This is a genomic window from Nostoc sp., from assembly GCF_036917975.1.
Lineage (GTDB): Bacteria > Cyanobacteriota > Cyanobacteriia > Cyanobacteriales > Nostocaceae > Nostoc.
Map to the genome: position 1 here is coordinate 251,911 of NZ_JBALEJ010000049.1, position 26,491 is coordinate 278,401.

At 42.3% G+C, this 26,491-nt stretch carries 24 protein-coding genes and 1 pseudogene; 14 read left to right on the plus strand and 11 right to left on the minus strand.

The annotated features are described in order from the left end of the window. Positions 1 to 439 precede the first annotated feature (439 nt). The gene (gene uvrA, locus V7K76_RS22205) at positions 440 to 3,328 is read left to right on the plus strand and encodes an excinuclease ABC subunit UvrA (protein WP_334779661.1); all 2,889 of its coding nucleotides are present in this window, start codon (positions 440 to 442) and stop codon (positions 3,326 to 3,328) included. A 252-nt stretch (positions 3,329 to 3,580) separates the two neighbouring features. Here the strand turns inward: uvrA and V7K76_RS22210 are convergent, their stop codons facing one another. The 4 genes from V7K76_RS22210 to V7K76_RS22225 all read right to left on the minus strand — a co-directional run bounded on the left by V7K76_RS22210 (position 3,581) and on the right by V7K76_RS22225 (position 7,335). After that, a complete protein-coding gene (locus V7K76_RS22210; RefSeq protein WP_334779660.1) occupies positions 3,581 to 5,146 on the minus strand; it encodes an HNH endonuclease family protein in 1,566 nt (521 codons plus the stop codon). A 183-nt stretch (positions 5,147 to 5,329) separates the two neighbouring features. After that, a complete protein-coding gene (locus V7K76_RS22215; RefSeq protein WP_334779659.1) occupies positions 5,330 to 5,734 on the minus strand; it encodes a helix-turn-helix domain-containing protein in 405 nt (134 codons plus the stop codon). 11 nt (positions 5,735 to 5,745) lie between these two features. After that, positions 5,746 to 6,159 carry a DUF2358 domain-containing protein gene (locus V7K76_RS22220; RefSeq protein ID WP_442936206.1) on the minus strand — a complete coding sequence of 138 codons (414 nt, stop codon included), beginning with the start codon at positions 6,157 to 6,159 and terminating at the stop codon, positions 5,746 to 5,748. A 30-nt stretch (positions 6,160 to 6,189) separates the two neighbouring features. After that, a complete protein-coding gene (locus V7K76_RS22225) occupies positions 6,190 to 7,335 on the minus strand; it encodes a glycoside hydrolase family 10 protein (protein ID WP_334779657.1) in 1,146 nt (381 codons plus the stop codon). 976 nt (positions 7,336 to 8,311) lie between these two features. Between V7K76_RS22225 and V7K76_RS22230 the strand changes: the two genes are divergently transcribed. Continuing rightward, a complete protein-coding gene (locus V7K76_RS22230; RefSeq protein WP_334779656.1) occupies positions 8,312 to 10,381 on the plus strand; it encodes a vWA domain-containing protein in 2,070 nt (689 codons plus the stop codon). 235 nt (positions 10,382 to 10,616) lie between these two features. Here the strand turns inward: V7K76_RS22230 and V7K76_RS22235 are convergent. Next, positions 10,617 to 10,829, minus strand: a pseudogene (locus tag V7K76_RS22235) (DUF4351 domain-containing protein); the annotation flags it as partial. 396 nt (positions 10,830 to 11,225) lie between these two features. Between V7K76_RS22235 and V7K76_RS22240 the strand changes: the two are divergent. Together V7K76_RS22240 and V7K76_RS22245 are read left to right on the plus strand one after the other, a co-directional pair. Beyond that, on the plus strand, positions 11,226 to 11,567 hold the full coding sequence (locus V7K76_RS22240) for a hypothetical protein (protein ID WP_334779655.1): 342 nt from the start codon (positions 11,226 to 11,228) through the stop codon (positions 11,565 to 11,567). After that, a complete protein-coding gene (locus tag V7K76_RS22245) occupies positions 11,567 to 12,265 on the plus strand; it encodes a DUF6745 domain-containing protein (protein WP_334779654.1) in 699 nt (232 codons plus the stop codon). Before V7K76_RS22240 ends, V7K76_RS22245 begins: the two co-directional genes overlap by 1 nt. A gap of 42 nt (positions 12,266 to 12,307) precedes the next feature. Here V7K76_RS22245 and dcd read toward each other — a convergent pair whose 3' ends face one another. Beyond that, positions 12,308 to 12,877 (minus strand): dCTP deaminase, encoded by a 570-nt coding sequence (dcd, locus tag V7K76_RS22250; RefSeq protein ID WP_334697832.1) that lies wholly within the window; start codon positions 12,875 to 12,877, stop codon positions 12,308 to 12,310. An 86-nt stretch (positions 12,878 to 12,963) separates the two neighbouring features. Beyond that, positions 12,964 to 13,500 carry a P-loop NTPase family protein gene (locus tag V7K76_RS22255; protein WP_334779653.1) on the minus strand — a complete coding sequence of 179 codons (537 nt, stop codon included), beginning with the start codon at positions 13,498 to 13,500 and terminating at the stop codon, positions 12,964 to 12,966. A gap of 348 nt (positions 13,501 to 13,848) precedes the next feature. On the opposite strand from V7K76_RS22255, the gene V7K76_RS22260 reads away from it, so the two are divergent. From V7K76_RS22260 to rnhA, 8 genes are all read left to right on the plus strand, one after another. Continuing rightward, a complete protein-coding gene (locus tag V7K76_RS22260) occupies positions 13,849 to 14,472 on the plus strand; it encodes an adenylate kinase family protein (protein WP_334779652.1) in 624 nt (207 codons plus the stop codon). 142 nt (positions 14,473 to 14,614) lie between these two features. Then, complete coding sequence (gene rph / locus V7K76_RS22265; protein WP_334779651.1) at positions 14,615 to 15,358, plus strand: ribonuclease PH; 744 nt, start codon at positions 14,615 to 14,617, stop codon at positions 15,356 to 15,358. A 274-nt stretch (positions 15,359 to 15,632) separates the two neighbouring features. Further along, the gene (pgl, locus tag V7K76_RS22270) at positions 15,633 to 16,355 is read left to right on the plus strand and encodes a 6-phosphogluconolactonase (RefSeq protein WP_334779650.1); all 723 of its coding nucleotides are present in this window, start codon (positions 15,633 to 15,635) and stop codon (positions 16,353 to 16,355) included. 216 nt (positions 16,356 to 16,571) lie between these two features. Next, positions 16,572 to 17,444, plus strand: coding sequence for an FHA domain-containing protein (locus tag V7K76_RS22275; protein WP_334779649.1), 873 nt, complete (start codon positions 16,572 to 16,574; stop codon positions 17,442 to 17,444). Between the two features lie 182 nt (positions 17,445 to 17,626). Next, the gene (locus V7K76_RS22280) at positions 17,627 to 18,370 is read left to right on the plus strand and encodes a M50 family metallopeptidase (RefSeq protein ID WP_334779648.1); all 744 of its coding nucleotides are present in this window, start codon (positions 17,627 to 17,629) and stop codon (positions 18,368 to 18,370) included. Next, the gene (locus V7K76_RS22285; protein WP_334779647.1) at positions 18,370 to 18,555 is read left to right on the plus strand and encodes a hypothetical protein; all 186 of its coding nucleotides are present in this window, start codon (positions 18,370 to 18,372) and stop codon (positions 18,553 to 18,555) included. Before V7K76_RS22280 ends, V7K76_RS22285 begins: the two co-directional genes overlap by 1 nt. A 7-nt stretch (positions 18,556 to 18,562) precedes the next feature. Then, the gene (locus V7K76_RS22290; protein WP_292854786.1) at positions 18,563 to 18,817 is read left to right on the plus strand and encodes a hypothetical protein; all 255 of its coding nucleotides are present in this window, start codon (positions 18,563 to 18,565) and stop codon (positions 18,815 to 18,817) included. 122 nt (positions 18,818 to 18,939) lie between these two features. After that, positions 18,940 to 19,848: a ribonuclease HI gene (gene rnhA / locus V7K76_RS22295; RefSeq protein ID WP_334779646.1), complete on the plus strand. Its 909-nt coding sequence runs from the start codon at positions 18,940 to 18,942 to the stop codon at positions 19,846 to 19,848. Positions 19,849 to 19,911: 63 nt separating this feature from the next. Here rnhA and cruG read toward each other — a convergent pair whose 3' ends face one another. Then, a complete protein-coding gene (cruG, locus tag V7K76_RS22300) occupies positions 19,912 to 21,108 on the minus strand; it encodes a 2'-O-glycosyltransferase CruG (protein ID WP_334779645.1) in 1,197 nt (398 codons plus the stop codon). A 145-nt stretch (positions 21,109 to 21,253) separates the two neighbouring features. Beyond that, positions 21,254 to 22,162 carry a gamma-carotene 1'-hydroxylase CruF gene (gene cruF / locus V7K76_RS22305; protein ID WP_334779644.1) on the minus strand — a complete coding sequence of 303 codons (909 nt, stop codon included), beginning with the start codon at positions 22,160 to 22,162 and terminating at the stop codon, positions 21,254 to 21,256. Positions 22,163 to 22,895: 733 nt separating this feature from the next. Between cruF and V7K76_RS22310 the strand changes: the two genes are divergently transcribed. Then, a complete protein-coding gene (locus tag V7K76_RS22310; protein ID WP_334779643.1) occupies positions 22,896 to 23,345 on the plus strand; it encodes a hypothetical protein in 450 nt (149 codons plus the stop codon). A gap of 202 nt (positions 23,346 to 23,547) precedes the next feature. Here the strand turns inward: V7K76_RS22310 and V7K76_RS22315 are convergent, their stop codons facing one another. Continuing rightward, entirely contained in the window at positions 23,548 to 24,321 is a 774-nt protein-coding gene (locus V7K76_RS22315) for an MlaE family ABC transporter permease (RefSeq protein ID WP_334779642.1), read from the minus strand. Between the two features lie 881 nt (positions 24,322 to 25,202). Between V7K76_RS22315 and V7K76_RS22320 the strand changes: the two genes are divergently transcribed. After that, the gene (locus tag V7K76_RS22320) at positions 25,203 to 25,535 is read left to right on the plus strand and encodes a hypothetical protein (protein WP_334779641.1); all 333 of its coding nucleotides are present in this window, start codon (positions 25,203 to 25,205) and stop codon (positions 25,533 to 25,535) included. Positions 25,536 to 26,317: 782 nt separating this feature from the next. Here V7K76_RS22320 and V7K76_RS22325 read toward each other — a convergent pair. Further along, complete coding sequence (locus tag V7K76_RS22325) at positions 26,318 to 26,485, minus strand: hypothetical protein (protein WP_334951757.1); 168 nt, start codon at positions 26,483 to 26,485, stop codon at positions 26,318 to 26,320. Between the last annotated feature and the right edge of the window lie 6 nt (positions 26,486 to 26,491).

Genomic DNA, 26,491 nt, shown 5'->3' on the forward strand with positions numbered 1-26,491 from the left:
AACATCATTTATTCAAGCATATAACATAGCGGTTCTTAAGTGAACTCGCTTGTTTACCTTGAGAGTAGGAACTTCCGTGACGCGTTAAATGGACATCAAAAAGTTCACCTCACCAATAGACATCTCCAGAAATTAAAGATGCGTTACCCAGAACCCTTGTAGAGACGTAGCACTGCTACGTCAAAACAATTCTTTTTCGGAGATGTCTAATGGTTAAAGCGATCGCGTTCCGTCTGCGGTTAGATTTGCCATACCATAGATTCACCCTCAGAAGGATATTGAATCGAGATGTTTCCAAATTAGCACACTGTTAAGTATATCTGCGGCATGAATCTGGAAGAATAAGTAACTAAAACAGTACGATTGTTCTACTATAAACTAATTAAAGATAGTATTATTAAGGACTGTTTCATAAGAAACTCCTTCTTCGCCGCCCAATATGTCAGACCAACAGCTAGCAGCATCCTTGAATGGCCATCTTCCCAACCCCAGCCACAACAGCCAGAATACCATTCGGATTCGGGGTGCTAGGCAGCATAATCTGAAAAATATTGACTTGGAATTGCCACGCGATCGCCTAATCGTCTTCACTGGCGTTTCTGGTTCTGGTAAGTCTTCCCTAGCCTTTGATACGATTTTCGCTGAAGGGCAACGTCGCTATGTGGAATCCCTCAGCGCCTACGCACGCCAATTTCTCGGACAACTGGATAAGCCGGATGTGGAAGCCATTGAAGGCTTAAGTCCAGCGATTTCCATTGACCAAAAGTCAACGTCTCATAACCCCCGTTCCACTGTGGGTACGGTGACAGAGATTTACGACTATTTGCGGCTGTTATTTGGTCGCGCTGGTGAACCCCATTGTCCGATATGCGATCGCTGTATTGCACCCCAGACAATCGATGAGATGTGCGATCGCATCATGGAATTACCAGACCGCACCCGCTTCCAAATCCTTGCACCCGTTGTTCGGGGCAAGAAAGGCACACATCGTAAGCTTTTGTCAAGTCTGGCTTCCCTTGGTTTTGTCCGCGTGCGAATCAATGGCGAAATCCGCGAACTGTCAGATTCTATTGAATTGGATAAAAATTTTACCCACACCATCGAAGTGGTAATTGACCGCTTGGTGAAAAAAGATGATATCCAAGAGCGTTTGGTTGATTCTCTGTCTACGTGTCTTAAGCAATCAGGTGGAATTGCAGCCATTCTAGTGAGTCTACTTGGTGACGACGGCCAAGAAAAAGAAGAAGAATTAGTATTTTCAGAAAACTTTGCTTGTCCAGAACATGGCGCGGTAATGGAGGAATTATCGCCGCGATTGTTCTCTTTTAACTCACCTTATGGTGCTTGTCCGCACTGTCATGGCATCGGGACTTTAAGGAGATTTGCGCCAGACTTGATTGTACCCGACTGGGAAGCGCCAGTTTATGCTGCGATCGCGCCTTGGTCAGAAAAAGATAATTCTTATTATTTAGAATTACTTTATAGTGTGGGACAGATTTATGGCTTTGAGTTACAGACAAATTGGGGCAAGCTGACAGAAGAACAGCAGCAAACTATTTTGTTTGGCGAGAAAGATGAACGAACCGCAGAGGCGCAGAGGAAGCAGAGTTTTAAAGGCGCTATTCCAATTTTGCAACGGCAATATGAGGGTGGTTCGGAATTAGTTAAGCAAAAATTAGAGCAGTATTTAATCGATCAGCCGTGTGAGGTTTGTCTGGGAAAACGGTTAAAACCGGAAGCCTTGGCGGTGAAGTTGGGACAATATGGAATTTTAGATTTGACTACCGTATCAATTCGGGATTGTCGAGAGAGAATTGAGCAATTTAAGTTGAGCGATCGCCAGTTACAAATTGCTGATTTAGTATTGAGAGAAATCAAAGCTAGATTGCAATTTTTGTTGGATGTCGGTTTAGATTACCTCACCCTTGACCGTCCTGCCATGACCCTTTCCGGTGGCGAAGCCCAACGAATCCGTCTAGCAACGCAAATTGGTTCTGGTTTAACAGGAGTTCTCTACGTTTTAGATGAACCGAGTATTGGTTTACATCAACGAGATAATGGCAGGTTGCTTAAAACCTTAACAAAATTGCGCGATTTGGGTAATACGTTAATTGTCGTTGAACACGATGAAGAAACAATTCGTGCAGCCAACCATATAGTTGATATTGGCCCTGGTGCAGGAATTCACGGCGGAAATATTATTGCCCAAGGTGATTTTCAGGCGTTATTAGCAGCAGAAGATTCCTTGACGGGTGCTTATTTATCAGGAAGACGAGTAATTACCACGCCAGCAGAACGCCGAGAAGGAAATGGGCGCAGTTTGGGAATTAAAAATGCCCATCGCAACAATTTACAAAATATAGATGTAGACATTCCACTAGGTAAACTCGTCTCCATCACCGGTGTGTCTGGTTCTGGCAAATCTACCCTAATTAATGAATTACTATATCCATCTCTGCAACACCATTTAACTAAGAAAGTTCCCTTACCCAGACATTTGGATAAAATTCAGGGATTAAACGCGGTTGATAAAGCGATCGTTATCGATCAATCTCCCATTGGACGCACACCACGTTCTAACCCTGCAACTTACACAGGAATTTTCGATGCCATTCGGGATGTATTTTCCCAAACAGTAGAAGCCAAAGCTAGGGGTTACAAACCTGGACAATTTTCCTTCAACGTTAAAGGTGGACGTTGCGAAGCTTGTAGCGGACAGGGTGTGAATGTGATTGAAATGAACTTTCTCCCGGATGTTTACGTGCAATGCGAAATTTGTAAAGGTGCAAGATACAACCGCGAAACTTTGCAAGTGAAGTACAAAGATAAGTCAATCTCTGACGTACTGAGAATGACAGTTGAGGAGAGTTTAGACTTTTTCCAGAATATTCCCAAAGCGATCGCGCGTTTGCAAACTTTATTTGATGTCGGGTTGGGTTATGTACAATTAGGACAACCTGCGACTACCTTATCTGGTGGTGAAGCGCAACGGGTAAAATTGGCAACAGAACTATCTCGACGCGCCACAGGTAAGACACTTTATTTAATAGATGAACCGACAACAGGGTTATCTTTTTACGATGTCCACAAATTGTTAGATGTGTTGCAAAGATTGGTAGATAAAGGCAATTCAATTTTAGTCATTGAACACAACTTAGATGTAATCCGTTGTTCTGATTGGGTGATAGATTTAGGACCAGAAGGTGGCGACAAAGGTGGAGAATTGATTGCTGTGGGTACACCGGAGGAAGTTGCAAAAAATCCCAGGTCTTATACTGGGCAATATTTAAAGCAGGTTTTGAAACAGTATCCGGCAGTGAAGAAGTAGCACGGTGCTTTAGTGAAAGCTAGCGCATCCTACTACCTCACCACCATATCTAATTTCAGAGGATGTTTGAAAAGTTTTGGGCGGATATAATTTGCTACCACACTGGCATTGTCCGCCTCCTCGGACTCACATAAAATCAATGTCTTCAACCCACGGAGGTGGGTTTCGTCTGTGTAGCCGCGAATTATATTCGCCAGGGCTGGTATTAAATTAGACTTTTCAAACAGCCTCTCATACTTGGTTTTAAAATATTTAATTTTTGTATGTTGTATTACAGTATGGATGAGTCAACTGTGCATTGTCTAAAGTCCCTAGACCACCATCAGCTTTTCTCTTGATGTGATCTATAGAGTTAACACGAGTGGGGAGATAGCCACCACAGATTTTACATCGTGGAGAGCCAGGTAAAGCATCTCTGATAAAGGCAGCAGCTTTTGTCTCTCGTGAGAATTCTTTACTTTGGATATCACTTGTATTACTTTTAGTTTTAGTTTTTAAAGAGCCAAAACTTTTTTCGGTAATGATCTCCTTAATGACATTTTTCTTATCTATTCCTTGCAATAATTTATCAATAACTTTTATATAAAAATCTTTAACCTTGTCTCTAGACTTAAGTGCATTTCCATTTTTGCTAACAATCTGTGGAACCATATCATCTTGCCAAATGACCCATTCAAAATCTTTTCGTACTTTTATAAATTTAGAGAAATATGTATTTTTTTCTAAATTTAACATTAAGGTAACGATGCCATAAAATGAGCCGATTTTGGGCTTACCGGTACTATTATAAAAATATATTATGGGATGCAAACCCAGAGAGGAAGGATGATTGCTATTTATCCTCTGCACAACTTTTTTGCAATTTTTTAGCAGTTCTACAGTTTTTTCTCCTGTGGGATCGTCTCCTAATTGCTCATCGAATTCTATACTATTAACCATATTTACAAACTCTAATATAACTTCAAGTTTTTCCGGAACTGATAGACTACCCACTATTGGTAAGTCTAGAGTTTTAATAGGGTTCTTTAGTTTAGGTTCAAAAATAAGTTGATGTATTTCTTGAGCTAATTGTTCGATTTCATCTTGTTTCTCTTGCGAGAAATCTGACCAATACTTGTGACCATTACCACTTCTCATAATTGCACGAGCTGCAACACCATTAGGTGTCTTTCGTGCTTGTAATAAACGCATCTCAGTCTCACCAATAGGTGCTGCCTTTTGGTTAATTTTGAAAAAAGATGCTTCTGCTTTTTCTGAATTTCCTTCAACCCACTGAAGCTGGATACCTAAAGCTCCTAAGTTTCTTGCTCTATCAAGAAATTTTTGATCTACTTGTCCTCGATTCTGTGTTAGAGATTGATAATCCTTGTAAGAGCCTATACTTGCTTTAATAAGTTTCCTTACCTCTTGAGCAGCGCCTTTTTGCTCTTCTGTAATGTCCCCATCATAAAATTCTTTGGAAATTTTACCATCACCATAGTCATCATTAATCCACGCTATTAGAGAACTAAGTCGATGGGAGCCGTCAATAACAAAATAATAACTGCTAGTACTTCTCCAAAGAATAACAGATGGTATTAAATCACCATCTAAAAAACTTTCTACAAACTCACATATTTTTTCAGACTCCCATTCATTAGTTTCTCTTTGAAAATCCGGTTTGCGTAAAAATGGATAGAAAAAAGAATTTTTTTCTAAATCCCGAATAGATATCATAGGAATATTTCTTCCTATGTTTTGACCTTGTTGCCCTTGTACTTCAAATGCTTCTCTACATATCAGGGCATCTAAACAAACCTTTAGACTGTCTTTTGGCATCTTAAGTGGCTCTTTAGTTTATTATACTTACTACAAGTATATACAACATCTCAGTTAATAAGAATACAATAATAATTTTAATTTATCAATATAAGAGCTAGAAGTTTTCATAGCAATTAAGTTAGGCTAAATGAATAGTCGCCTATTGTATCTGAACTAGGTTTCACTAAAAAAAGCGATCGCTTATTCTAAAACAAACAAACTTGTATTAACATGAAAAAACTTTCCCAAAGCCTCAGCTTGGTTTTTAGTGATTTCTAGTTCGCTATTCATGATTTTAGCAACAATCTCGCTCGAACCAAGAATTTCTACCAAATCAGCTTGTTCCAAACTCCTAGCTTCCATCAAATGCTTGAGTCTTGAGCGAGGCGTAGAAACATTAAGCTGATAATGCTTATCTTCAAAATCCTTAATCAGTTTTACCAATAATTCCAACAAAGCATCTTCTTCAAGAGTCAGATGGGAACGAGAAAGCAGTTCTTCAACAATTTCTAAAAAATTCTCATTTTCCTCTTCTGTCTTGATAATCCGAGGTTGATGTTGAGACAGCAATTGGCTGTAAATATCTGGGTTAAAAGTAAGGGTCATTTTTCCAATAGCTAATTAGCTGTTTCTCCCATTTGCCAAAACTGCTTTAAAATCTCCCCGGGTTTACGATCCCAGGTGTCGATATGCTCGTATATCAAATTATCTTGGTTGACTTTATATGTTGAATAGCCATTAAAAAGCAAACCTGCTTTCCAAGGAACGCGCAACACTCCCCGCACTGTCCACTTGGCTAATATTGTATCTTCGGCTGACTGATAAACTTCATGCACGTCAAAATAAATTTCGGTAAAAAATAGCCGAGCGTGAAATCGCAAAGTCCAAAATATAATGCGATAGTTAAATTTATATTTGAATGTATTTACCGGGTCTTTAAAATAGATATTCTGTGTATAAATATTATAAGAAATATCTTTTTCAAAAAGTGTTGGTAAATCCTCTTTTAAAGTCTTAATTACCTGTTCCATCGAAAATTGAGATTCCACGCGCCTTTTCCCTTAAAAAATCTTTTTTAACAACCTTTGCCAAATTGAAGATGTACTCTTATCACTCACGCTACTCACACTCAAATCTGACAGAGTGGGAAATGATGCAGATTTAGCATATGGCCCATTTCGTAAAACTTTAGCTAAGGCATTATCATTCTCGCGCAAACCTTCATAAAAAAAGAATACCTCACCTTGAATTCCAAGTTGGCGATTGTATTCAATTGCCTGCACCAGATATTCTGGACTAATGCAATAACTACCAAGCTTCATCAGTATTCCCGGTGCTAACTTCGGTAAAGTCGCATCTGTGAACTGCTGGTTTACCAGTTTATCAGCGATCGCCTGATAACTCCCAAAATCACGGCGATAAATCTGCGGCTGAATCATATCAACTATTCCCCGCTTCAGCCATGCGGGGGAGTCTTGCAGATATTCCTGGAATGCCCAATCATAAATATTAGGTGCGATCGCTACTAACAAATTAGGATTCACCGCTTTCACTTCCCGGTAGAGACGCGCCAAAAAGTCAGTGAGAATATCTGCACGCCACTGTAACCATTGCCTATCCTTGGGATTCTGTGGCGGATTGCGATCGAATTCCTGGCGATAACGGGTGACAGTTCCCTCATCATACCCACCTTCAGAGGGTAATGCCGGGAAGCGATCGTCACCTTGAACACCATCCACATCATAATTCTTTACAACTTCCAGCACCAAGTTCAAGAAGAATTCCTGCACCTGTGAGTCGAGTGCATTCAACCATTCAAAGCCGTTTTTCTTCAATAAATTGCCGTTATAATCACGCGCCGCCCATTCCGGTTTTTTCTGTAAAAGTACACCACCATTCAAATTGTAGGAACTAGCAAAGCCGTATTCAAACCAAGGGATGACTTTCAACCCAACTCGCCGCGCCTCAACCACTACTTCTTCTAAGGGGTCACGACCTACAGATAAAGGGTCAATTTCAACTCCAAAAGTCTGCCCCATTGTTTGACTGGGATACAAAGTTACTGCCTTGTTCCAAACAACTGGAAACACCACATTAAATCCCGTCTCAGCCAGGAAATCCATCGCCTCACCAATTCCTTGCTTTGACCTGAGAACTTTACTATCAGTAGTAGTCAGCCAAATACCACGCGTTTCTATTATGCTCATTTTATTTGTATCTCAAATGAATGAAGAAACTACTAAGAGTACTCCAAGAAATAAATTATCCAATATTGTGGGGTGGGCATCTTGCCCATTGGTGTCAACTTAAGCTGGAAATAGCTTATCTGTTGGCTTCCATGCCCGCCAGGGAATAAATAAATGAGTAATGAGTAATGAGTAATAAGTAATAATTCAGAAGGCAGAAGTACGAAGGCAGAAGGCAGAAGGGAACCCACGTTTAAAAACGTGGGATTGAAGCAATGACGCTTTGTATCTCGCGCTACGCGTCTCGATACAATTCTTTTTTTAAACTGGGCAATAACCCAGAACTAAAGTTTTTATTAATACTCCTTTCATAAAAGCCTTCTGCCTCCTGCCCTCTGCCTTTCTTGTAATACTCATTACTCATTATTTATAAGAAGAATTCAGAACTCAGGAGTCAGAATTCAGTATGAATTCTGTACGAGTGGGTAATGAATATTGGTTAAAACCGGACTTCGTCCCGCTTTGCTAACGCCCCTGGTGGGCGAAAAAAATTAAAATATTCTCGCCTTAAAACTCTATCCCTTTATAGGTAGAGTATTCTGAATTCTGAATTCTGAATTCTGACTCCTGTTTTATTACTTATTACTTCAAAAATAAATTATCGGGCTTTTAGCTAAAGTCTAATGAAGTAGACTGGAGATTTTTGGCGATATTTAGTCATCTTCAGATGACTTTCGCTATTATACGGGAATTGAAATTCCCGGCGGACAAGCGGTTTCACGTTAAGTTGACACCAATGAGCAATGCTGTGCCCTATTGTGTATTGCATCCAAACGAGAACCGCTATATTTCCTGATGCTAGACAGAAATGCTTAGTTTTGTATCAGGTACAGTTACCAAAACTGCAACGGTTATGAAATCTCAGGCTGCTCAAGACTATTCTAAATAAGTAGAAACTTCAAATGTGACAAAACAAATTTAGTGTGAGGATTTGGCCATGTCTTACCCGATTCCGTCCAAAATGTGGCAACGAGTCAGTATTATTGCACTGTTATTATTAATACCATCAATAGTAATTGCAATTTTACGTCAGTCTGCTACGGTTGCGGTTCCAGCTAATCAGACTCCTCCCAGTTCTACCATTCTGCCCAATCACCCTGACTATCAAGCACTCCAGGGATTGGTAAAACAGTATAGTTGTGTCGTCTCAATCCAAAACTTTGGTACTCTTCCCATAACTCGAACTGAGTTTGCCAGAGTCTTGAATGACTGTCTAAATCGCATCAATGAGCTAGCAACGACTGATCCCAAGATAGTTACCCAAGCAGATATGAAAACTCTGCAACGCTTGCAGTCCGAATTCGCGCCGGAGTTAGCAATCCTCAGAAGTTCGATAGATGAATTGGATGCTCGTAATCTTACCACTCCAACTCAGACTACCAGAGAACGTACTCTAGCTGAGTCTACCCGAAAGACTCAACCCTTACCCACAGTTCTACCCCCTAGTATTCCGTCTAGGGCATCTGTGCAGGATCAACTTGTTAGCCGTCCCGCAAGCCCTAAACTCCAAGCTGGTAGTAGTATTGGAAGGGTTGCACCCCAAACTGAAACAGATAGCAGATTCAATACAGAAAACTACAACCGAATTGAGGATAATCCCTTTCATCGCGTCGGGAATGACCCACTTTCCACCTTTTCTATTGATGTCGATACAGCATCCTACAGCAACGTGCGACGGTTTATTACTCAAGGGGAATTACCACCCAAGGATGCAGTGCGAATTGAGGAATTGATCAATTATTTTACCTACAATTATCCTCAACCAAAAGGCGAACGCCCTTTTTCTGTAACCACTGAAGTTGCTGCTACCCCCTGGAATCCTCAACATAAGATGGTACTAGTGGGTTTGCAAGGTAAACGCCTAGAGAGTGAAACCTTACCACCCAGCAACCTAGTATTTCTGATTGATGTCTCCGGTTCTATGGATGACCCCAACAAATTGCCCTTGGTGCAACAATCCTTGAAATTACTAGTGAATAAACTGCGCCCTGAAGATCGGGTGAGTTTGGTAGTTTATGCTGGGAATGCTGGATTAGTCTTACCTGCGACTCCTGGTAGTCAGAAATCAAAAATTCTGGCGGCTATTGACCGCTTGGAGGCTGGAGGTTCCACTGCTGGCGGTCAGGGTATTGAACTAGCTTACAAGATAGCCAAACAAAACTTCCTCAAATCTGGCAATAACAGAGTAATTTTAGCTACCGATGGAGATTTTAATGTCGGGGTTTCCAGTGATGGCGACTTGACGCGATTAATTGAACAGAAGCGAGACCAGGGAATTTTCCTGACGGTGTTGGGATTTGGCACTGGTAACTATAAGGACGGGAAAATGGAGCAATTGGCTGATAAGGGTAACGGCAACTACGCTTACATTGATACCCTATTGGAAGCCAAAAAGGTTTTAGTTAACGATTTGAGGGGAACTCTGTTTACGATCGCTAAGGATGTGAAAATTCAGGTGGAATTTAATCCGGCGAAAGTTCAGGCATATCGGTTGATTGGCTACGAAAACCGCTTGCTGCAAAACCAAGATTTCAATGACGATAAGAAAGATGCAGGAGATATTGGGGCTGGTCATTCTGTGACAGCACTTTATGAAATCATTCCCACTGGTACAAAGAGTGATGTGAAACTGCCAGAGGTAGACCCCTTGCGATATCAGCGTTCTGGGGAAACTGCCTCGGATGCTGTCGGCAATGAATTGATGCAAGTAAAACTACGCTATAAGTTGCCCCAGGATAGCACCAGTCAATTAATTACCCAAACCATCCAAGATGATGATGTAAGAGCCGACCAGATACCCTCTACAAACCTGACATTTGCTGCTGCGGTTGCTACCTTTGGGATGGTTTTGCGTGACTCTGAGTATAAGGGGAATGCTAATTATGATTTGGTGATGAAATTGGCAACCCAAGGGAAGGGGGAAGACCAGGAGGGTTATCGGGGTGAATTTATTCGTCTGGTGGAACAATCTAGGGGGTTGATTGCCAAGACGGGGAATAGGGAGTAGGGAGTGGTGTAGTTCAATTAGAGTACTTCAATTAAAAAAATGCCCAATTGTCATTGCGAGTGAAGCGAAGCAATCCCAGTCATTGCGAGCGAAGCGAAGCAATCGCAATGACGAGTTTTGGATCATTTATTTTTTGGAACACTCTTACTTGAACAGAAATGTTTCGCGCAGTCCCCACCTAAAAATACTATAAAAATATCTACATTCTGCGCTATAAAGCAGATCGCACTTTGGATCACAGTTGATTAAACCAAGTGTCTAAATCAGCCAAACTGGTAAAATCTAACAGTGCTTCGCCGAGATTTTCTAATTGTTCTAGTCCGAGAGCTTCAATGCGTTGACGCACATCTTGAGGTAATTCTCCCACCCTTCTTTGTAGTAGACGCAGAACGAGCGATCGCTCTCCCTGTTCTCGTCCTCTTTGTTCTTCCTCTTGCACTCCTTCTTCACCCAGAACCCTTGTAGAGACGTAGCAGTGCTACGTCTCTACGTTATTTTTCGGAGATGTCTATTGAGTCTCGGCGCATGAAGTATTGTATTTAACTTATTTCTTAAATCTGCAATACATTTGATTTTACATTTTCGCGATCGCTAGAAGGTTAATTCACCATTTACAGTTAACCCCCGGTGATCCATTCACGGTGCAGGGCAGGATTTCGTGGGAGTTTTGATCTCGTTTGCGCGATCGCGTACCTGCCAGATCATGGCGTAGTTCACCCGCGAAGCGATCGCACTCGTACTTAATTTTAGGCGATTCCTGCGGAGCGCTTCTCTACGAAACACTATGCGATCGCAGTGGGCAAAAAACTACATTGAAAAAAATCTACTTTGTTATCATAGAAAAATGTTTAACAACAGCAATAACTCCCAAGCTAATCAAAGTAGTGTTCTCTACAGACATGGCGACGTTCTGATCAAAGGTATTGTTACCTTACCTGTCGCTGCTCAAAAGCGCGTAGGTGCTACTCTCGCTCATGGTGAAATCACAGGACACAGCCATCGCATTCAGCAATCCAATGCTGTTCAGTTGTGGGCACATGGTAGTGACCTTTTTCTTGAGGTTAAAGAAGCAAGTGCTACTTTAGTTCATGAAGAACATCGGGCGATTGAATTACCCCAAGGGCTTTACCGCATCTGGAAACAACGTGAATATCGCCCTGATACTTATGTAGAGGTGATGGACTAATGCTCAAGATGATGTCAAATGGACGTGTGCCAAATAAACAAGTTTTGCAGCGCCCCAAGGAAAGTCACGAGCCTATATCGGCCGAAGTTGCTCGAAAATTTATCCTTGAGCATCGCGCCTGGGATGGTATGCGTGTTTTAGGTCATCTAGATTTAAGCAATGCGTTGAATCTTTACAATCTACCTGAAAATCTAACCTGTGAAAGTATTGATATCAGCGATTGTGTAAACCTCACTACACTTCCCAAAGGACTCCACGTTACTTATTGGATCGAGTTAGCGGGAAGTGGAATCACCAGTCTATCTGCGGGGCATGGTTTTGTCTTACGCTGGCGAGGCGTGCAGGTAAACGATCGCATTGCCTTTGAATCCCAGTCAATCACCGGGCAGGATATTCTCAATATAGAGAATGTTGAGTTGCGCCGCGTACTGATTGAACGTTTGGGATACGAAACATTTTTGCAGCAAGTGGGAGGATTGATCCGCGATCGCGATCGAGATGTTGGTGGAGAACGCCAACTAGTCTACATTCCTTTTGAGGATGATGAGCCGCTTATGGTATTGAAAGTTACTTGTCCCTCTACAGGACATATCCATATCCTGCGCGTTCCACCTCATACGCAAAGTTGTCATCAGGCAGCCGCCTGGATTGCAGGCTTTGATAATCCAAATGATTATAACCCTGCGATCGAGGCTTAACAATCCATCTTACTGCTATGATTTCATCGCTAAAGTCCCAATTTATACCTTTGCTAACGTCACGATTTCTAGCTGATCCTGATATTTTCCCTGACGAGTTTCATAACTAATAGCGCAGGGTTCACCTTCTAAAAATAGTAATTGTACCACGCCTTCATTAGCGTAAATGCGACAGTCAGCGCTAGAAGAATTAGAAAACTCTAAAGTTAAATGACCCCGCCATGCAGCTTCAGCAGGGGTTAAATTTGCAATTATTCCACATCTTGCATACGTAGATTTACCTATGCAAATCACGGTAATATTCTCAGGAACCTCCAGTTTTTCTAGAGCAACCCCCAGACCATAGGAATGGGCAGGTAAAATAAAATAACTACCATTGGCATCTGTATGCAGTGCTGTTGGTTCTAGATTCTGGGGATTAAAGTTTTTGGGATCAACTACAGTTCCGGGAATGTGGCGGAAAATGCGGAACTCAGCCGAAGAAAGGCGTATATCGTAGCCATAAGAAGATAAACCGTAGCTAATTACAGGTTGAACCGCTACAGACTCATCTTTTTGCACTTTTCGGATTAAACTTGGCTCAAAGGGCGAAATTAGACCCTGTTGAGACATTTCAGTAATCCAGATATCGTTTTTAATCACAACTTCACAGCTAATTCAAACCGAATTACTAGGATATCCTGAATTGAGTATTTTGTTTAAGGTCGATAACTCCGACGGATTTCTGTAATTTGATCTGCTACATCCAAAAGAGATTTTGGCATCTCTGGCCCTGTAAGAATGATATCGACGTGGGGAGGGCGTTTTGCCAAAAAAGCTAAAACTTCCGTTTCAGGAATTAAACCAAAATTAATCGCTAAACTTAACTCATCTAACACTACGAGAGAATACTTACTCTCACACACTACTTGTTGTGTATACTGCCACAGCTTTTGTAAGGCTTGGTTTTCCGTATCATCTAGATGTGGTGTATCGATACAACGAGGCAAATCACAGCGAATCCAATCTAAATTTTGTCCTAGTTGTACAGGTCGATCCTGTCCTTGACGAATGCCTCCTTTGAGGAACTGGACTATTAATACTGTTGTTCCTTGTCCAGCTATTCTCAGTGATTGAGCCATGACGGTCGTAAAAAAATTGCGATGGGGACTAGTGAAAACTTGTACTAGCCCTTCAACTGGATATGGTAGTGTAAGGGTTGAATTGATACTTTGAGTTTCTAGCTGGGCAACCATAGTATTAAGTATTAAAAAATACAATAAATCAAGAGTTTATACTAACAAAGGTTTTTGTCAATTTGCGTGTATAATCAATCTGTTTTTCACAGGTGTGCTGGATTTAGCAAATTGCATTCTTAGTCAAACATTACGTTTGTGTTGAAGTCAAGAGTTATTTTAATTTAAATTTTTTTGTCTTTATATCCGAAATAAGTTGTAAAAATGAAAACATAAGAGGTACAGTTCCAATTATTTAAACAAGTTGGGTAGAACGTCTGAAAATCGCTAAATGTTAGATTTGCCGCTTATTTGGGCAAAACAGACTTAGTTAGTAGCGAATTTGACAGAAGTGAGGAGTAAATTGTTGTGAGATTGGTGATTCTGGGAGGTTCAGGATCGGGGAAAAGCACTCAAGCACAAAGGCTTTGCAGATACTTTGATATTCCTCTGATTTCTACAGGTGAGATTTTACGGGAAGTAATATCTGGCGATCAGCGCCTACCGGAATTTCGATGGTTGGAAGGCGATCCCCGAACTTCTCTTTCGGTTTACGCTAGCTTGAGTGAACTAGGCTACCACGCACAGCCCTACATTCAAAAAGGTGAGTTAGTTCCAGACGAAATGATCGTTGAATTGATCAGAATACGCCTCAGACAACCAGATATTAACTGCGATTGGGTGTTAGAAGGTTATCCCCATACTGCCTTCCAAGCTGAAGAATTAGATTTTTTATTGGATAATTTAGGGCAAAAGCTAGATTGGACTATTTATCTCCAAGTTCCAGAAGCGGTAATGGTTAGTCGATCCTTGGGGCGATCGCTACCAGATGACCAACCAGAAATCGTGCAGCGCCGTGTAGAATTATTCTACGATCGCACCATTCCCATTTTAGAATACTACGACCGCTGTCGCTGCTTATTGACCATCAACGGCGACCAGTCACCAGAAATGGTGCAGCAAAATATTTTGACTCTGCTTTCAGTTCCTTGAAGAGTGCTGAGTGCTGAGTGCTGAGAGAGTTAGGAGTTAGGAAAAATTCTTGCCAATGCCCAATGCCCAATCCCCAATGCCTAATACCCAATAACACTAAGGTAATCTATAAGGCAGTACTGTAAAACTTGAGGCAACTCCAATGGCTTGGCAGCGTCCTGACGGTCGTCTTCCCTATGAACTACGTCCGATCAGCTTTTACCCCAATTTCACCCGCTTTGCCCCCGGTTCTGTTCTCGCAAGATGTGGTGATACTCAGGTACTTTGTACTGTTAGCGTTAATAAGGGAGTTCCAAAGTTTCTTGAAGGAACTGGTAAAGGCTGGTTAACTGCTGAGTACCGGATGCTACCATCTGCTACTCAAAAACGGCAAGAAAGGGAATTATTGAAATTATCTGGACGGACGCAAGAAATTCAACGTCTAATTGGACGTAGCTTACGCGCAGCAGTGGATTTTGAGGCATTGGGAGAACGCACGCTGACTGTTGATGCTGATGTGTTGCAAGCGGACGCTGGAACTCGGACAACAGCTATTACAGGCTCGTTTGTGGCGTTGGCTCATGCGGTTTCTAAATTGTCGCAAGAGGGCACGTTGGAGCGATCGCCTTTATGTGGTCAGGTTGCAGCAGTTTCCGTAGGATTACTGGAGGAAGAGCCATTTCTGGATCTTAATTACATAGAAGATGTGGCTGCAACAGTAGATTTTAATGTGGTGATGAATCAACACCTGGGAATCATTGAAGTCCAAGGAACAGCCGAAGAAGGCAGCTTTAGCCGCACTCAGTTGGATAAATTGCTAGATGTGGCTCAAAAAGGAATTCAAGAATTGTTAATTGCCCAACGTGAAGCGATCGCAGACTGGGAAGCGTTGTTTCTAATTAATTAGTTTTATTAATTTTCAATAAGAATTAATAAATGTATCCTTTGTGGCGTTAATCAACCAAGTATCAAGTAACTGGATGTAAATAAAAATTAATCATGACAGCGATCAGTAGTTAATGCAACTCACTACTGACAACTTACGCTTCAAGGTGATAATGAGCGTCTACATTTTTCCAGTCTACTTAATCCACGATGTTAAATGTTTCAAAAGTTAAAAAGGGGGATTGTAATAAGTTCGGTATGGTATTGCTGGAAGCCAGTAATATGATGATGAAGCCATGAACAAAACTGTTGAAGTTCTACCGGATCAGCCGGCGCTGGTTGCACGAGCGCTAGAATTAATTCTGTCTAAGCTAGAAACTGCCATTGAGCAGCGTGGGCAGTTTACCATCGCCTTGTCTGGTGGCAGTACACCTAAACCGTTATACGAAGCGATTGCTACTCAAAAACTACCTTGGGATAAAATTCATATATTCTGGGGGGATGAGCGCTACGTACCACCAGATCACCCCGATAGCAATGAATTGATGACGCGTCGTGCATGGCTAGATCGTGTTGATATTCCAGCAACTAACATTCATCCCGTATCGACTTTAGAAGCCAATCCAGAGCTATCTGCTGCGAAGTATGAACAACATCTCAAAGAATTTTTCAGTTCTTCTGGGGTTGAGTTTCCTGCATTGGATGTAGTATTACTAGGAATAGGTGATGATGCACATACTGCATCTTTGTTTCCCCACACAGAAGCTCTCAAAGTACGCGATCGCCTAGTGACTGTGGGTAACAAAGACGGAAACCCCAGGATTACTTTCACATACCCCTTCATCAATTCTGCTCGCAGCGTAATTTTTCTGGTTGCTGGTGCTAATAAACGACCAGCTTTAGCGCAAATCTTTGCACCTGTGGCCGATGATTTCACTTACCCATCCCGCTTAATTCGCCCCCAAGGAGAACTTTGGTGGCTGCTGGATGCAGCAGCAGGTTTGGAAATCCAACAATAATTGGGGCATTGGGGATTGGGGATTGGGCATTGGGGATTGGGCATTGGGCAACAATCAATAGTTTTCTTCCCCTACTCCCTGCCCCCTGCCCCTGCGTAAGAGTGTCCAATTCATTGTTCCATTAGCAGTAATTGCTAGAATCTAAAGTTAGGGCCGCCCTCTGCTTGCCAGTCCTACCTATTATTTATGATGATCTTGAACAAAGGCTAAATATCGATGATCGTCTGCCCTAATTGCAATCATCCCAACCCTGATGGTGCTGTCCAATGTGAAGCTTGTTATACACCGTTACCCGCGACTACTAATTGTCCCAGTTGTGGGGCAACTGTGCAGGCAGATGCTGCATTTTGCGGTCAGTGTGGCTATAACCTTCACTCAGCAGGAGTTCCACACGTTCATACCGCAGTAGCTACAACAGTCACTCCAGATATTTCTGTGGAAGTACCGCCGTTAGTATCACCCGATCCACTGCTAGAACTTTTACAACCAAATGCTTTGGGAATCGGCGAATCTACTAACTCCCGTCCCCGCGAATCATCTTTACCACCAACAGAGGTAGCAGTTCCCCCAGAACCAGCGCCACAGATACCTGTTACACCAATCAGCCCGCCAGAACCAGCGCCAACCATTGCAATTCAACCTGTAGTTTCTGTACAAAGTATTCCTACTCCACCACCTTTGGAACCAGAACCGACCTCTGAAGCCGAAGTATCCGCGCCACCAGCAACAACTGCAACTGCTGCCAGAACGCAATTGCAGCAGGTTACAGCGCGGTTAATCCACGTTCAAAGCGATCGCTTAATTGAATTGCCGCAAAATCTCTCTGTGATTCATATCGGTAAACCCAATGACCGGATTCCCCCTGATATAGATGTTTCAGGATTTACCAATTCAGAAATTGTCTCGCGGATTCATGCAGATATTCGCGTCGAGGGAGATGCCCATTATGTAGAGGATGTGGGAAGTTCTAATGGCACTTATATTAATAATTTGCCACTTTTACCAGGCAACCGTCATCGCTTGCGACCAGGCGATCGCATCAGCTTAGGTAAAGGAGACTTGATGACATTCCTCTTTCAACTTGCTTAACTGATTTTCGCTCAATTGTGACATCAGTCTTCCGAATTTGAGATTTTGAATTTTGGATTTTAGATTGAAGAAATAATCTAAAATCTAAAATCTAAAATCCAAAATTAAATGCCCCACGAATTAATCTGGGGAATAATCTAAAATCTAAAATCTAAAATCTAAAATCTAAAATCAAGTGTCCTATGAGGGAATCAAGTAAAAATTTTGAAACCTTACTTACCAAAGAAGCCCCGCCAGTTGTTGAACGTATGGGACTTACCTGGCTAGTTGCCGCAGCGATCGCAACTGCTTTATTGTGGCAAGTACCAGGAGGGGATTATATCTTATACCCATTTACAATTCTGGCAACTTGGTTTCATGAAATGGGTCACGGCTTAATGGCACTGCTATTAGGGGGACAGTTCCAGAAGTTAGAGATTTTTAGCAATGGTTCCGGTGTCGCAACTTATGGCATCCGGTCGTTATTGGGGCCAATTGTCCCGGCAATAATCGCCGCCGCAGGCCCAATGGGGCCACCTATTGCCGGTGCAGCTTTGATTCTGGCTTCCCGCAGTTTTACAGCAGCAACCCTCTGTTTAAAAATATTAGGGAGTTTTCTGCTATTTTCGACATTAATTTGGGTGCGTTCCTGGTTCGGATTGGTGGCAATTCCCTTACTGGGTTTAATAATCTTAGGTATCGCCCTGAAAGCACCTCGTTGGGCGCAAGGTTTTGCTATTCAATTTCTGGGTGTACAAGCTTGTGTAAGTACATACCATCAACTTGATTATCTATTTAGTAGTTCTGCTGGTCCCCTTGGAATCTCTGATACAGCACAAATGCAGCGATATTTGCTTTTACCTTACTGGTTTTGGGGCGGGTTAATGGCGATCGCATCTTTGGTGATTTTAATCCAAAGTCTCCGTATTGCTTATCGTTCTGAGTAATGAGTAAGAAGCACCATCAAAAAGCGATTGAATCTTTAGATCAAAGAATTACCGAACATCAAGAAAAGATTAGATTGGAATCAGAAAAGAATTTTCCTGACGAAGGTTTAATTAATCATTGGGAAAAAGAGATTTGTGCTTTTGACAAGGCAATCCAACAAGCGCGTAAAAGATTGGGACAATAACTAAAATATGCAGATTAGCGATCGCCCTCTTGCAGTCACCAATTCAACCCTCAGTACCTTGATTGCTGAATTAGGTACAGAATGCCTGAAAGTACAAGCCTTAATTAACCAGTTACAGTTAACTAGTTTAACTGCTAACCAACAAGCTGAAATTCTCGCAGAACTCCTAGCTGCTGCGGTTCATCTGTATAATCATTGTGACGAAGATTTTCAGACGCTAATTACTGAAGAAATGGAAAATTTGCCTGATGATGAGGATTAAAGAAAAATTCCGAAGTCACAATTCAGGAGTCAGAATTAAGAGTTTTTATCAGTATAATAGCCTGGATGTTGTTAAAAAATTGCCGCTAATAACTCTTGCCTTCGCGCTTCGATACTCTAAGCATGTCCACCCAACCCACAATTCAAAGCATATACACCGATGGTGCTTGCACCGGTAATCCTGGCCCTGGCGGTTGGGGTGTAGTCGTCTACTTCAGCGATGGCTCAATCCACGAAATAGGTGATGCATCCCCTCATACCACTAATAATAAAATGGAGATGCAGGCTGCAATCGCCGCTCTGCAATTCCTGCAAACGTCTAAACAAGCCCAACCAATCACCCTTCATACCGATAGCGAATACCTAATTAACTGCGTTACCAAGTGGGTGAAAGGCTGGAAAAAGAAAGGCTGGAAAAAAGCAGATGGTAAACCCGTCCAAAACCAAGACCTTTTAGAAATCTTAGATGAACTCAATACCCAACAGGTAAAATGGCAACACGTCCGGGGACATTCTGGTAACATAGGTAACGAACGTTGTGATGCGATCGCTCGCACTTATGCAAGTGGCAAAACCCCTTCTCTACAACAATTATCTTCCACAGATTTTTATAAACCTTTACCTTCCACAAATGAACTAAATGTAGCAAAAGTAGCTGATTATGAAAAAAAACCTAGAATAATTAACCAAAGTCCGCAAGAAATCAGTACTTCTGCACCAGAAATAATCGTTATGGAACCATCAACCGGGCCAACTGCGGCCGTAACCGATGAAAAACCGCCAGAAATGAGGGTTTCGCAACTCCGCAGCTTGGTCGAAACTCTGCGTATAGCTGACGAAATTTCCGAAAAAGGCTACTTAATCACCAGTTCTGAGTTAGCAGACTTGATGGATGTCCATGCCAGCGCTGTCACCAGTCGTGGAGATCAATGGCGCTGGCGAAACTGGATAGTGTCACGGGTACGCCGTGAAGGAAATCAAATTCTTTGGGAATTGGAACGCGGGGATCAAGTAGGAGGGGAAGAAGAGTAGGGAGTTATGAGTTATGAGTTATGAGTTATGAGTTATGAGTTATGAATTTTTAACTCCTCACTCCTAACTATACTTGCGTCCTCGCCAATCGCGCGGCGTGTGGAATGCAGATAAGAAGATTCGCAGTACAGCTAAGGGATCGGCCAAAGGTGAAAGCCAGAACAACCAGCCGCCTTTAGCGCTTGTGCGATCGTAGGAAGGTGCGATCGCTATCAGCATAGCAAAGCGAATTACCACCAGGAATAAATTCAGTCCCAGCAGCAGGAGTGGGGGAGTGGGCAAATCTGAGAGTGGGGGAGAAATCAACAAAAAAGTAAGGACAATTAACAGAGGTAGACCTTGAACAGATGTGAGTAGCCATAAATCTCCCCACAACTGAGAACGAGAAGTCGCATCCTTGAGATCGAGACTCCGCCCCCATTCCTTCCACGTCTCTATTGCCCCTTCATACATTCTTACCTTTAGCACCTTTGCACCGTCTAAAAAGCCTACCTTATAACCTTGAGCAGCAATATTTCGTGCCAAGGTAACATCATCACAAAAAGAACTCTTCGCACTGCTATAACCACCTACAGCCGTTAAAACGGAGCGACGACACAAAAAACACTGCCCATTTGCCATTACCCGTTCTGGCTGCTCTGTATTGATCCCTGTTGGATCAAATCGATAAAGTAAAGTCATCAACAAAGCAGGTTGTAGCCAGCACTCCCCAGGATATTTGAGGATGAATTGGGGTGAAAGGGAAACAAGGTCATAGCCTTGTGCTTCGGCTGTCTTCACCAAACCAGCAACTAAACCAGGATGTGGTTGGATATCAGCATCCAGCCCCAGAAACCACTGACTCGCTTCTGAGCTATATAGAAAACCGTTATGCAACGCCCAAGGCCGCCCCACCCAACCAGAGGGTAAGGGATCATCTGTCATCAGGCGAAAGCGCGGATCTTTCTGCTGTGAGGCTTTTACCAAGTCGGGAGTGCCATCACTGGACTTGCTGTCTACAACCATAATTTCCCGAACTTCATAGCTTTGCTGACTTAAACCAGCCAACAGAGGGCTAATGCGAAGTGCCTCGTTGAGTGTAGGAACAACTACGCTAGCCTTACCCAAAAGCTCAGGTGTAGGCTGTTGGGGTTCTATTGGAGGATGGCGTTTTGGCCCCTTTAATAGGCGCGAAAACAAAATTGCCGTTGCTGGTAATTGGATAAGTAGCAAAAAAAGGGAAATGGCGCTTTCTACTATCAAAGCGTTGTCATTATTCATTATTCATTGGGCATTGGGCATGGGGCATGGGGCATTGGGCATTGAAAAGAGGCAGAGGGGCGGGGTGCGGGGTGCGGAGGGGAAAACTCTTCTCTCTTGCTCCCTGCTCCGTTGCTTCTTCCCCAGTCCCCAATCCCCAATAGACTTATTTCAAGGCAACTTCAACCTTGGCTACTGATACTTCTTTGGTTACTGGTTCAAAAGCAATTTCAGTAAGTGTTGTTGAACTCCTGAACCATAGCACTACGGCAGGAGTTACACCTAGTAATAAACCGAGTAACACAGGGATAGAGAACCCAGCTGCCAAGCTAAGACCGGCGGCGAAGGCAAAGTTAGTTAAATAAACTACTAAGGGCAGATTAAGTTGCGATCGCTCTAATTTAATCGAGGTATTTCTCCACAATAATCCTGCCACACTCATAAACAGGGTGCTAGTACCAAACCAACCTGCATAGTTCTGGTAAGGTGTCCCAAAAAAAGCTCCTGGTTGTTCCCAATACCAGAAGGGCAAAGAAGATTGACTCATAGCTGGCTCAAGGGCAAAATCCCAGCAAGTGAAGAGTAAAGCACCAACAGCTATAGCAGCAATATGGCGTCCCCAACTGGGTTTTTGAGCCACTTTCAAACCAGTTCTAGCAATTAAGTAAGACGACAGCCCAACATAGAACCAAGATAAGGGAATTGTGAAAGGAACTAGCCCCCCAATCTTATAACCTAAGCCACTCAAGTAACTATAATCACCAAATGGAAATCCTGTACTAGTTCCCAGTAGTTCACTCCCCAAGGAGATAAACACAGCCGGCAACATAAATGCTAGCCAAGTTCCTAATCCCAACGTCCGGTAAGCATAAATAGAGACAGCTATTGTCCCCAAGATGATATCCACGACACCACCGCCAGCCATACTTAACTCTATGGCAGTTTCTCCGACCTGCGATGAGCTTAAAATTATTTCGGCATTAGGTACGACCAGTAGCATCCCTACTAGTCCAAAGGCTTTTGACACGATATGACCAATGAGGCATACGCGTTCAGCAATAACAAGTTGTCTCATAATAATTCCTTAACAAGATGTGACACGCGGCTACTCGGCTGCTAATAGTTTACAAATCTTTAACAACATATTTAACTACTTTGTACCGCAATTATCGACAAACTTGTTTGGCTTTCTTGGGAAGAGCATAACAGCCTATTGATTGAAGCTATAAGAAAATATGATGATAGACTTACCAGTTTAAGCCATATAACCAAAATCTACATAATTTCATCTGCAAAAACTTCTGGTTTCTTGTCTCATTGATACCCGTATCCTAAAAAACTCCTTTTATACTGGGATATCCTTGAGCAAGGACAGCCATCTTAACAATTCAAAATTCAAAATGACGCTCGCAGACTCGCTAACGCTGCGCTAACAAAATTCAAAATTAAAGAAATTTCAGACGTTCGCGTAGCGTCTCGTAGAGAAGAGAAGTGCCTTGCGCGGGTTCCCCGCGTTGTGGCAACTGACGCTCCTCCGTCGCTCTAAGCGAAGCCATGCCGAAGGCTTTACGCTAGCGCTAACGGGGGATTTAGCGAGAAACGCGGTCTTGGGATGCATCCCAAGTGGAGCGATTTCTCAAGACAAACCCCGACTGAAATGGGTGCTACATGTAGATTGCAGGTTCTTAAACCCTTTAATTTACGATAAACTGAGCAAGCTCTCAAGCAAAATCAAGTCTTGAGTTACTACACTTAGTTATTGTTAGTTATCGAATAAAAACTTGACTCTGTACTAGGAATATTAACCCATGTCAATTTTGAAAAGAGTTCCTTGGGTCTCCCTGGCGCTAGTACTGCTTAGTTATAGTACTTTGGGCTGGGTAATATCTGAAACTCGTGCCCCTCTGTTTGTGTGGGTAGTAACTGTAGTTGCTATCTTGCTTTTAATCGTAACGTTGACCGCTCCTTGGCCGAAGATGACATACTACTACAGTATTTTACTTAAATCAAATATTAGGACTTTCGGTGTTGCCGTCTTAGCAGCTTTTTTATTTTTTATCATGATTGCCTGGTTTCGGGTATTTCTTGATACCTTACTCATCATTTCAGCGACTATATTAGTCAGGATAGACTTTCAAAGAGCGGGTCTTAAGGAAGGGTTAGCCTTTTCCACTGCGTCTATCTTTTCATTGGGAGGTTTAGCTTTGGGTGGGCTAATTTATAAGTTAATATATTCCCACATTTCGCTAATGTCATAAAGTCTATCCAAAAAAGCTCGCGATCGCTGTTGCGGGCTGTGCCAACAATTCAGAATCAGTATTACTTTGAACCTCACACGACTCAAAGTCGCGTGAGGTTCAATATTTTGGTTGGGGTCTGAATCCACGTACTTAATCTTAAGAGACTCCGATCCCCCAATTCCCAATCCCCAATCCCCAATCCCCAGTTCAATACTTAGGTTCAAAATGCAGCCTGTTCAAATAGTAGTAGAGAGAGGAAAAAATCCATGATAAAAATTGACACCCAACTAGTAACAACTGCTTTTGTCGCCGATTCTCCTACTTCTTTTGCTCCCCCTCTAGTAGTTAAACCCCAACTACAGCCAATGACAGCAACCAGCACTCCAAAAATAAACCCTTTTAGTAAAATAATAAACAAATCTGACGGCTGTAAAAAATTTCTGACTGATTCTAAAAATGTTTCGGGAATAATTTGGTAAAAGTGTGAGGCGGCAAAAATGCCGCCGATGATGCCTGTAACTAAAGCTAAAATCGTCATCAAAGGTACCATCAGACAACAAGCAATTACTCTAGGAAGTACTAGATAATCAATTGGATCAGTTTTGAGCATATAAAGTGCATCAATTTGCTCGGTGACTCGCATTGCACCTATTTCTGCTGCAAAAGCAGAACCTACTTGTCCCGCCATAATACTAGCAGTTAAAATTGGAGCCAATTCTCTACAGAAAGCTAAGGCAAAAGCACCTCCCACTGCATCGACAGCCCCAAATCTGACTAATTCCCTCGCCGTCTGAATAGTAAAAATCATTCCGGCAAAACCACTGACAAGAAGAACTGGAGAGATAGAACCTGGTCCAGCAGTCACGAGATGTTGCAGAATCTTACGATAGTAAGTTTTTCCTTGGAGTAAATGTAGCCACACCTGACCAAAGAGCAGTATTGCTGCAAAACAGCGTGTAATCCAAGATTGCTCAAAATTTCTTTTTGGTTGCAATTTTATAGTCCTTACGACTGACTTTTTTTGCACATTCTGTTATTTCAACTCTCCAAAATAAGACTACAGATATAAACGGCGGAAAACCAGCCAGGTGTAATCTGACTTTCTCAATTACGTAAATGCACAAAATGTGGCTTCCCGTTCGCGTAGCGTCTCCTGTAGGAGAAGGATATTACGAATTGGTATTAGCGTATGGTACATGAACAGATGCACTAGATGTCTACCCAATACTGCGTAGGTTTTGGAATTTCTTGGTTGAGGCAAGCAGGGGGAGCAGGGGGAGAAATGGGGGCAGGGGAAGAGTTTTGCCTCCCCTGCTTCCCCTGCCTCCCCTGCTTATCCGAGCAGTATTGGATGTCTACCCTCAAAGTAGAGGAGGTGTTTGAGCATGGTTCAGTTTAGCTTAGTAAACTTGAGCGAAAAATAGCATTTATGGTAGTATCAGCCTTTTTGCTAGTGCTTGCCATATTTTTTGTGCTAGGGAACATACAATCTCTGGTCTGTCAAACTAGGAAAAGTCGTAAGGGTACAGCATTGCTCATGAGTGTCAACTTAACGTGAAACCGCTTGTCCGCCAGGAATTGAAATTCCCGTCTCATAGCGAAAGTCATCTGAAGATGACTAAATATCGCCGAAAATCTCCAGTCTACTGAAATAGACTTTAGCCTACTAGCCCGGAAATTTATTTTTGAAGTAATAAGTAATAAGTAATGAGTAATGGGTATTACTTATTACTCATTACTCATTTATTTATTTCCGGGCGGGCATGGAAGCCAACAGATAAGCTATTTCCAGCTTAAGTTGACACCAATGAGCAATGCTGTGCCCCTACCACGTGGTCTATTTACCTGAAAATAGCTGTAATTAAATAATTTTTTATGGATAGGATTAGATACATAATATTTTTTGTGTTGCTATTAATACTTCCTTTCTCAGTGGTACATCCGGCTTTTGCAGATGTATGCCGCAATTACGATGTCTACGATGGGCTACAGCTACATCACCAGATTTGCATTCTCAGTATCAGCCGAAGTGCAAAAAATTATTGGGAATACAGGGCAGCCATTAGTGTAGATGGAGTAAAAAGACCTACCGAGGTTTACAATTGCCGTGAGCGATTCAAGGTTCACCAGGGTGAAACTGTTTTGCCCTTTGAGCAAAAAGTCCCTGGTGAGATGATATGTAGCTTTTTTAATTCTTCTCGGCGGTAAATACACGCCAGATAATGAAGATGGTGAAACCTAGATAGGCGAATACTGTTAGCCATTCTTGCCAGGCACTAAATGCATTGTTCATTAGCAAAAGCCGGAAAATTAATATTTTTCAATCCTACACGCTGATGCGACCAGTTGGTTGCTGCATTTTGGGAGATAAAATAAGGGTAGTCAAAAATTCTTAGCTAATTTTCCGGAATCGATCGCAACTGGGTGGTAGTACATATCAGAGCATCGATAATTATACTGAACTTCTATAACAAACCTTCGGGGAATATAACCCCATTGTTTCCGCCCAAAACCCGGTCTTCATGACCGGGTTTTGATTTTGCTTCTATTTTAAGTTTTGTTAACTAGGGGACTTCCAAATAAAAAAATATCCAATTAACTTTTGTGGGGTGGGCATCTTGCCCGCCCTATGTACTGGGCGGGCAAGATGCCCACCCCACGATATTGGATAATTTATTTCTTGGAGTTCCCTAGATGCGTAGGTTGGGTGCAGGAACGAAACCCAACATTTTCGCGGGTTTGTTGGGTTTCACTTCGTTCCACCCAACCTACGATTATCCTTAACTGAACCGTATTGGAAGTTGTCGGGGATCTAGCGAACAGACTCAAAGACTACTGTCGTCAATATTAAGCAAAGAAGAATCAGCCCACACCGGAAAATGACCCAATATAAAACAAAGGGTAGTAGACTCATCGCAATATGTGAACTTCCAAAAATAGCTGACACAACGTAAGCGATCGCTAGACCAAATAATCCCAGCGCAAAATATTTAAGAACCCGCGAAGTCAAACGAAATAAAAAGCTGTGACGATTCGTATCCATATTTTCCTCCTGATAAATTAATAAAAAACAACAGGGTTGATGTGGCACTTTTTAGCACCATATCAACCCTGCTGTAGTCTTTTTCTAGACTCTCTTGGGCTGGAAAACTATTCACTTGTTA

Coding starts and splice junctions, on each gene's coding strand:
- uvrA (WP_334779661.1), top strand. CDS start 440: ATGTCAGACCAACAGCTAGCAGCATCCTTGAATGGCCATCTTCCCAAC.
- V7K76_RS22210 (WP_334779660.1), bottom strand. CDS start 5,146: ATGCCAAAAGACAGTCTAAAGGTTTGTTTAGATGCCCTGATATGTAGA.
- V7K76_RS22215 (WP_334779659.1), bottom strand. CDS start 5,734: ATGACCCTTACTTTTAACCCAGATATTTACAGCCAATTGCTGTCTCAA.
- V7K76_RS22220 (WP_442936206.1), bottom strand. CDS start 6,159: ATGGAACAGGTAATTAAGACTTTAAAAGAGGATTTACCAACACTTTTT.
- V7K76_RS22225 (WP_334779657.1), bottom strand. CDS start 7,335: ATGAGCATAATAGAAACGCGTGGTATTTGGCTGACTACTACTGATAGT.
- V7K76_RS22230 (WP_334779656.1), top strand. CDS start 8,312: ATGTCTTACCCGATTCCGTCCAAAATGTGGCAACGAGTCAGTATTATT.
- V7K76_RS22240 (WP_334779655.1), top strand. CDS start 11,226: ATGTTTAACAACAGCAATAACTCCCAAGCTAATCAAAGTAGTGTTCTC.
- V7K76_RS22245 (WP_334779654.1), top strand. CDS start 11,567: ATGCTCAAGATGATGTCAAATGGACGTGTGCCAAATAAACAAGTTTTG.
- dcd (WP_334697832.1), bottom strand. CDS start 12,877: ATGTCTCAACAGGGTCTAATTTCGCCCTTTGAGCCAAGTTTAATCCGA.
- V7K76_RS22255 (WP_334779653.1), bottom strand. CDS start 13,500: ATGGTTGCCCAGCTAGAAACTCAAAGTATCAATTCAACCCTTACACTA.
- rph (WP_334779651.1), top strand. CDS start 14,615: ATGGCTTGGCAGCGTCCTGACGGTCGTCTTCCCTATGAACTACGTCCG.
- pgl (WP_334779650.1), top strand. CDS start 15,633: ATGAACAAAACTGTTGAAGTTCTACCGGATCAGCCGGCGCTGGTTGCA.
- V7K76_RS22275 (WP_334779649.1), top strand. CDS start 16,572: ATGATCGTCTGCCCTAATTGCAATCATCCCAACCCTGATGGTGCTGTC.
- V7K76_RS22280 (WP_334779648.1), top strand. CDS start 17,627: ATGAGGGAATCAAGTAAAAATTTTGAAACCTTACTTACCAAAGAAGCC.
- V7K76_RS22285 (WP_334779647.1), top strand. CDS start 18,370: ATGAGTAAGAAGCACCATCAAAAAGCGATTGAATCTTTAGATCAAAGA.
- V7K76_RS22290 (WP_292854786.1), top strand. CDS start 18,563: ATGCAGATTAGCGATCGCCCTCTTGCAGTCACCAATTCAACCCTCAGT.
- rnhA (WP_334779646.1), top strand. CDS start 18,940: ATGTCCACCCAACCCACAATTCAAAGCATATACACCGATGGTGCTTGC.
- cruG (WP_334779645.1), bottom strand. CDS start 21,108: ATGAATAATGACAACGCTTTGATAGTAGAAAGCGCCATTTCCCTTTTT.
- cruF (WP_334779644.1), bottom strand. CDS start 22,162: ATGAGACAACTTGTTATTGCTGAACGCGTATGCCTCATTGGTCATATC.
- V7K76_RS22310 (WP_334779643.1), top strand. CDS start 22,896: ATGTCAATTTTGAAAAGAGTTCCTTGGGTCTCCCTGGCGCTAGTACTG.
- V7K76_RS22320 (WP_334779641.1), top strand. CDS start 25,203: ATGGATAGGATTAGATACATAATATTTTTTGTGTTGCTATTAATACTT.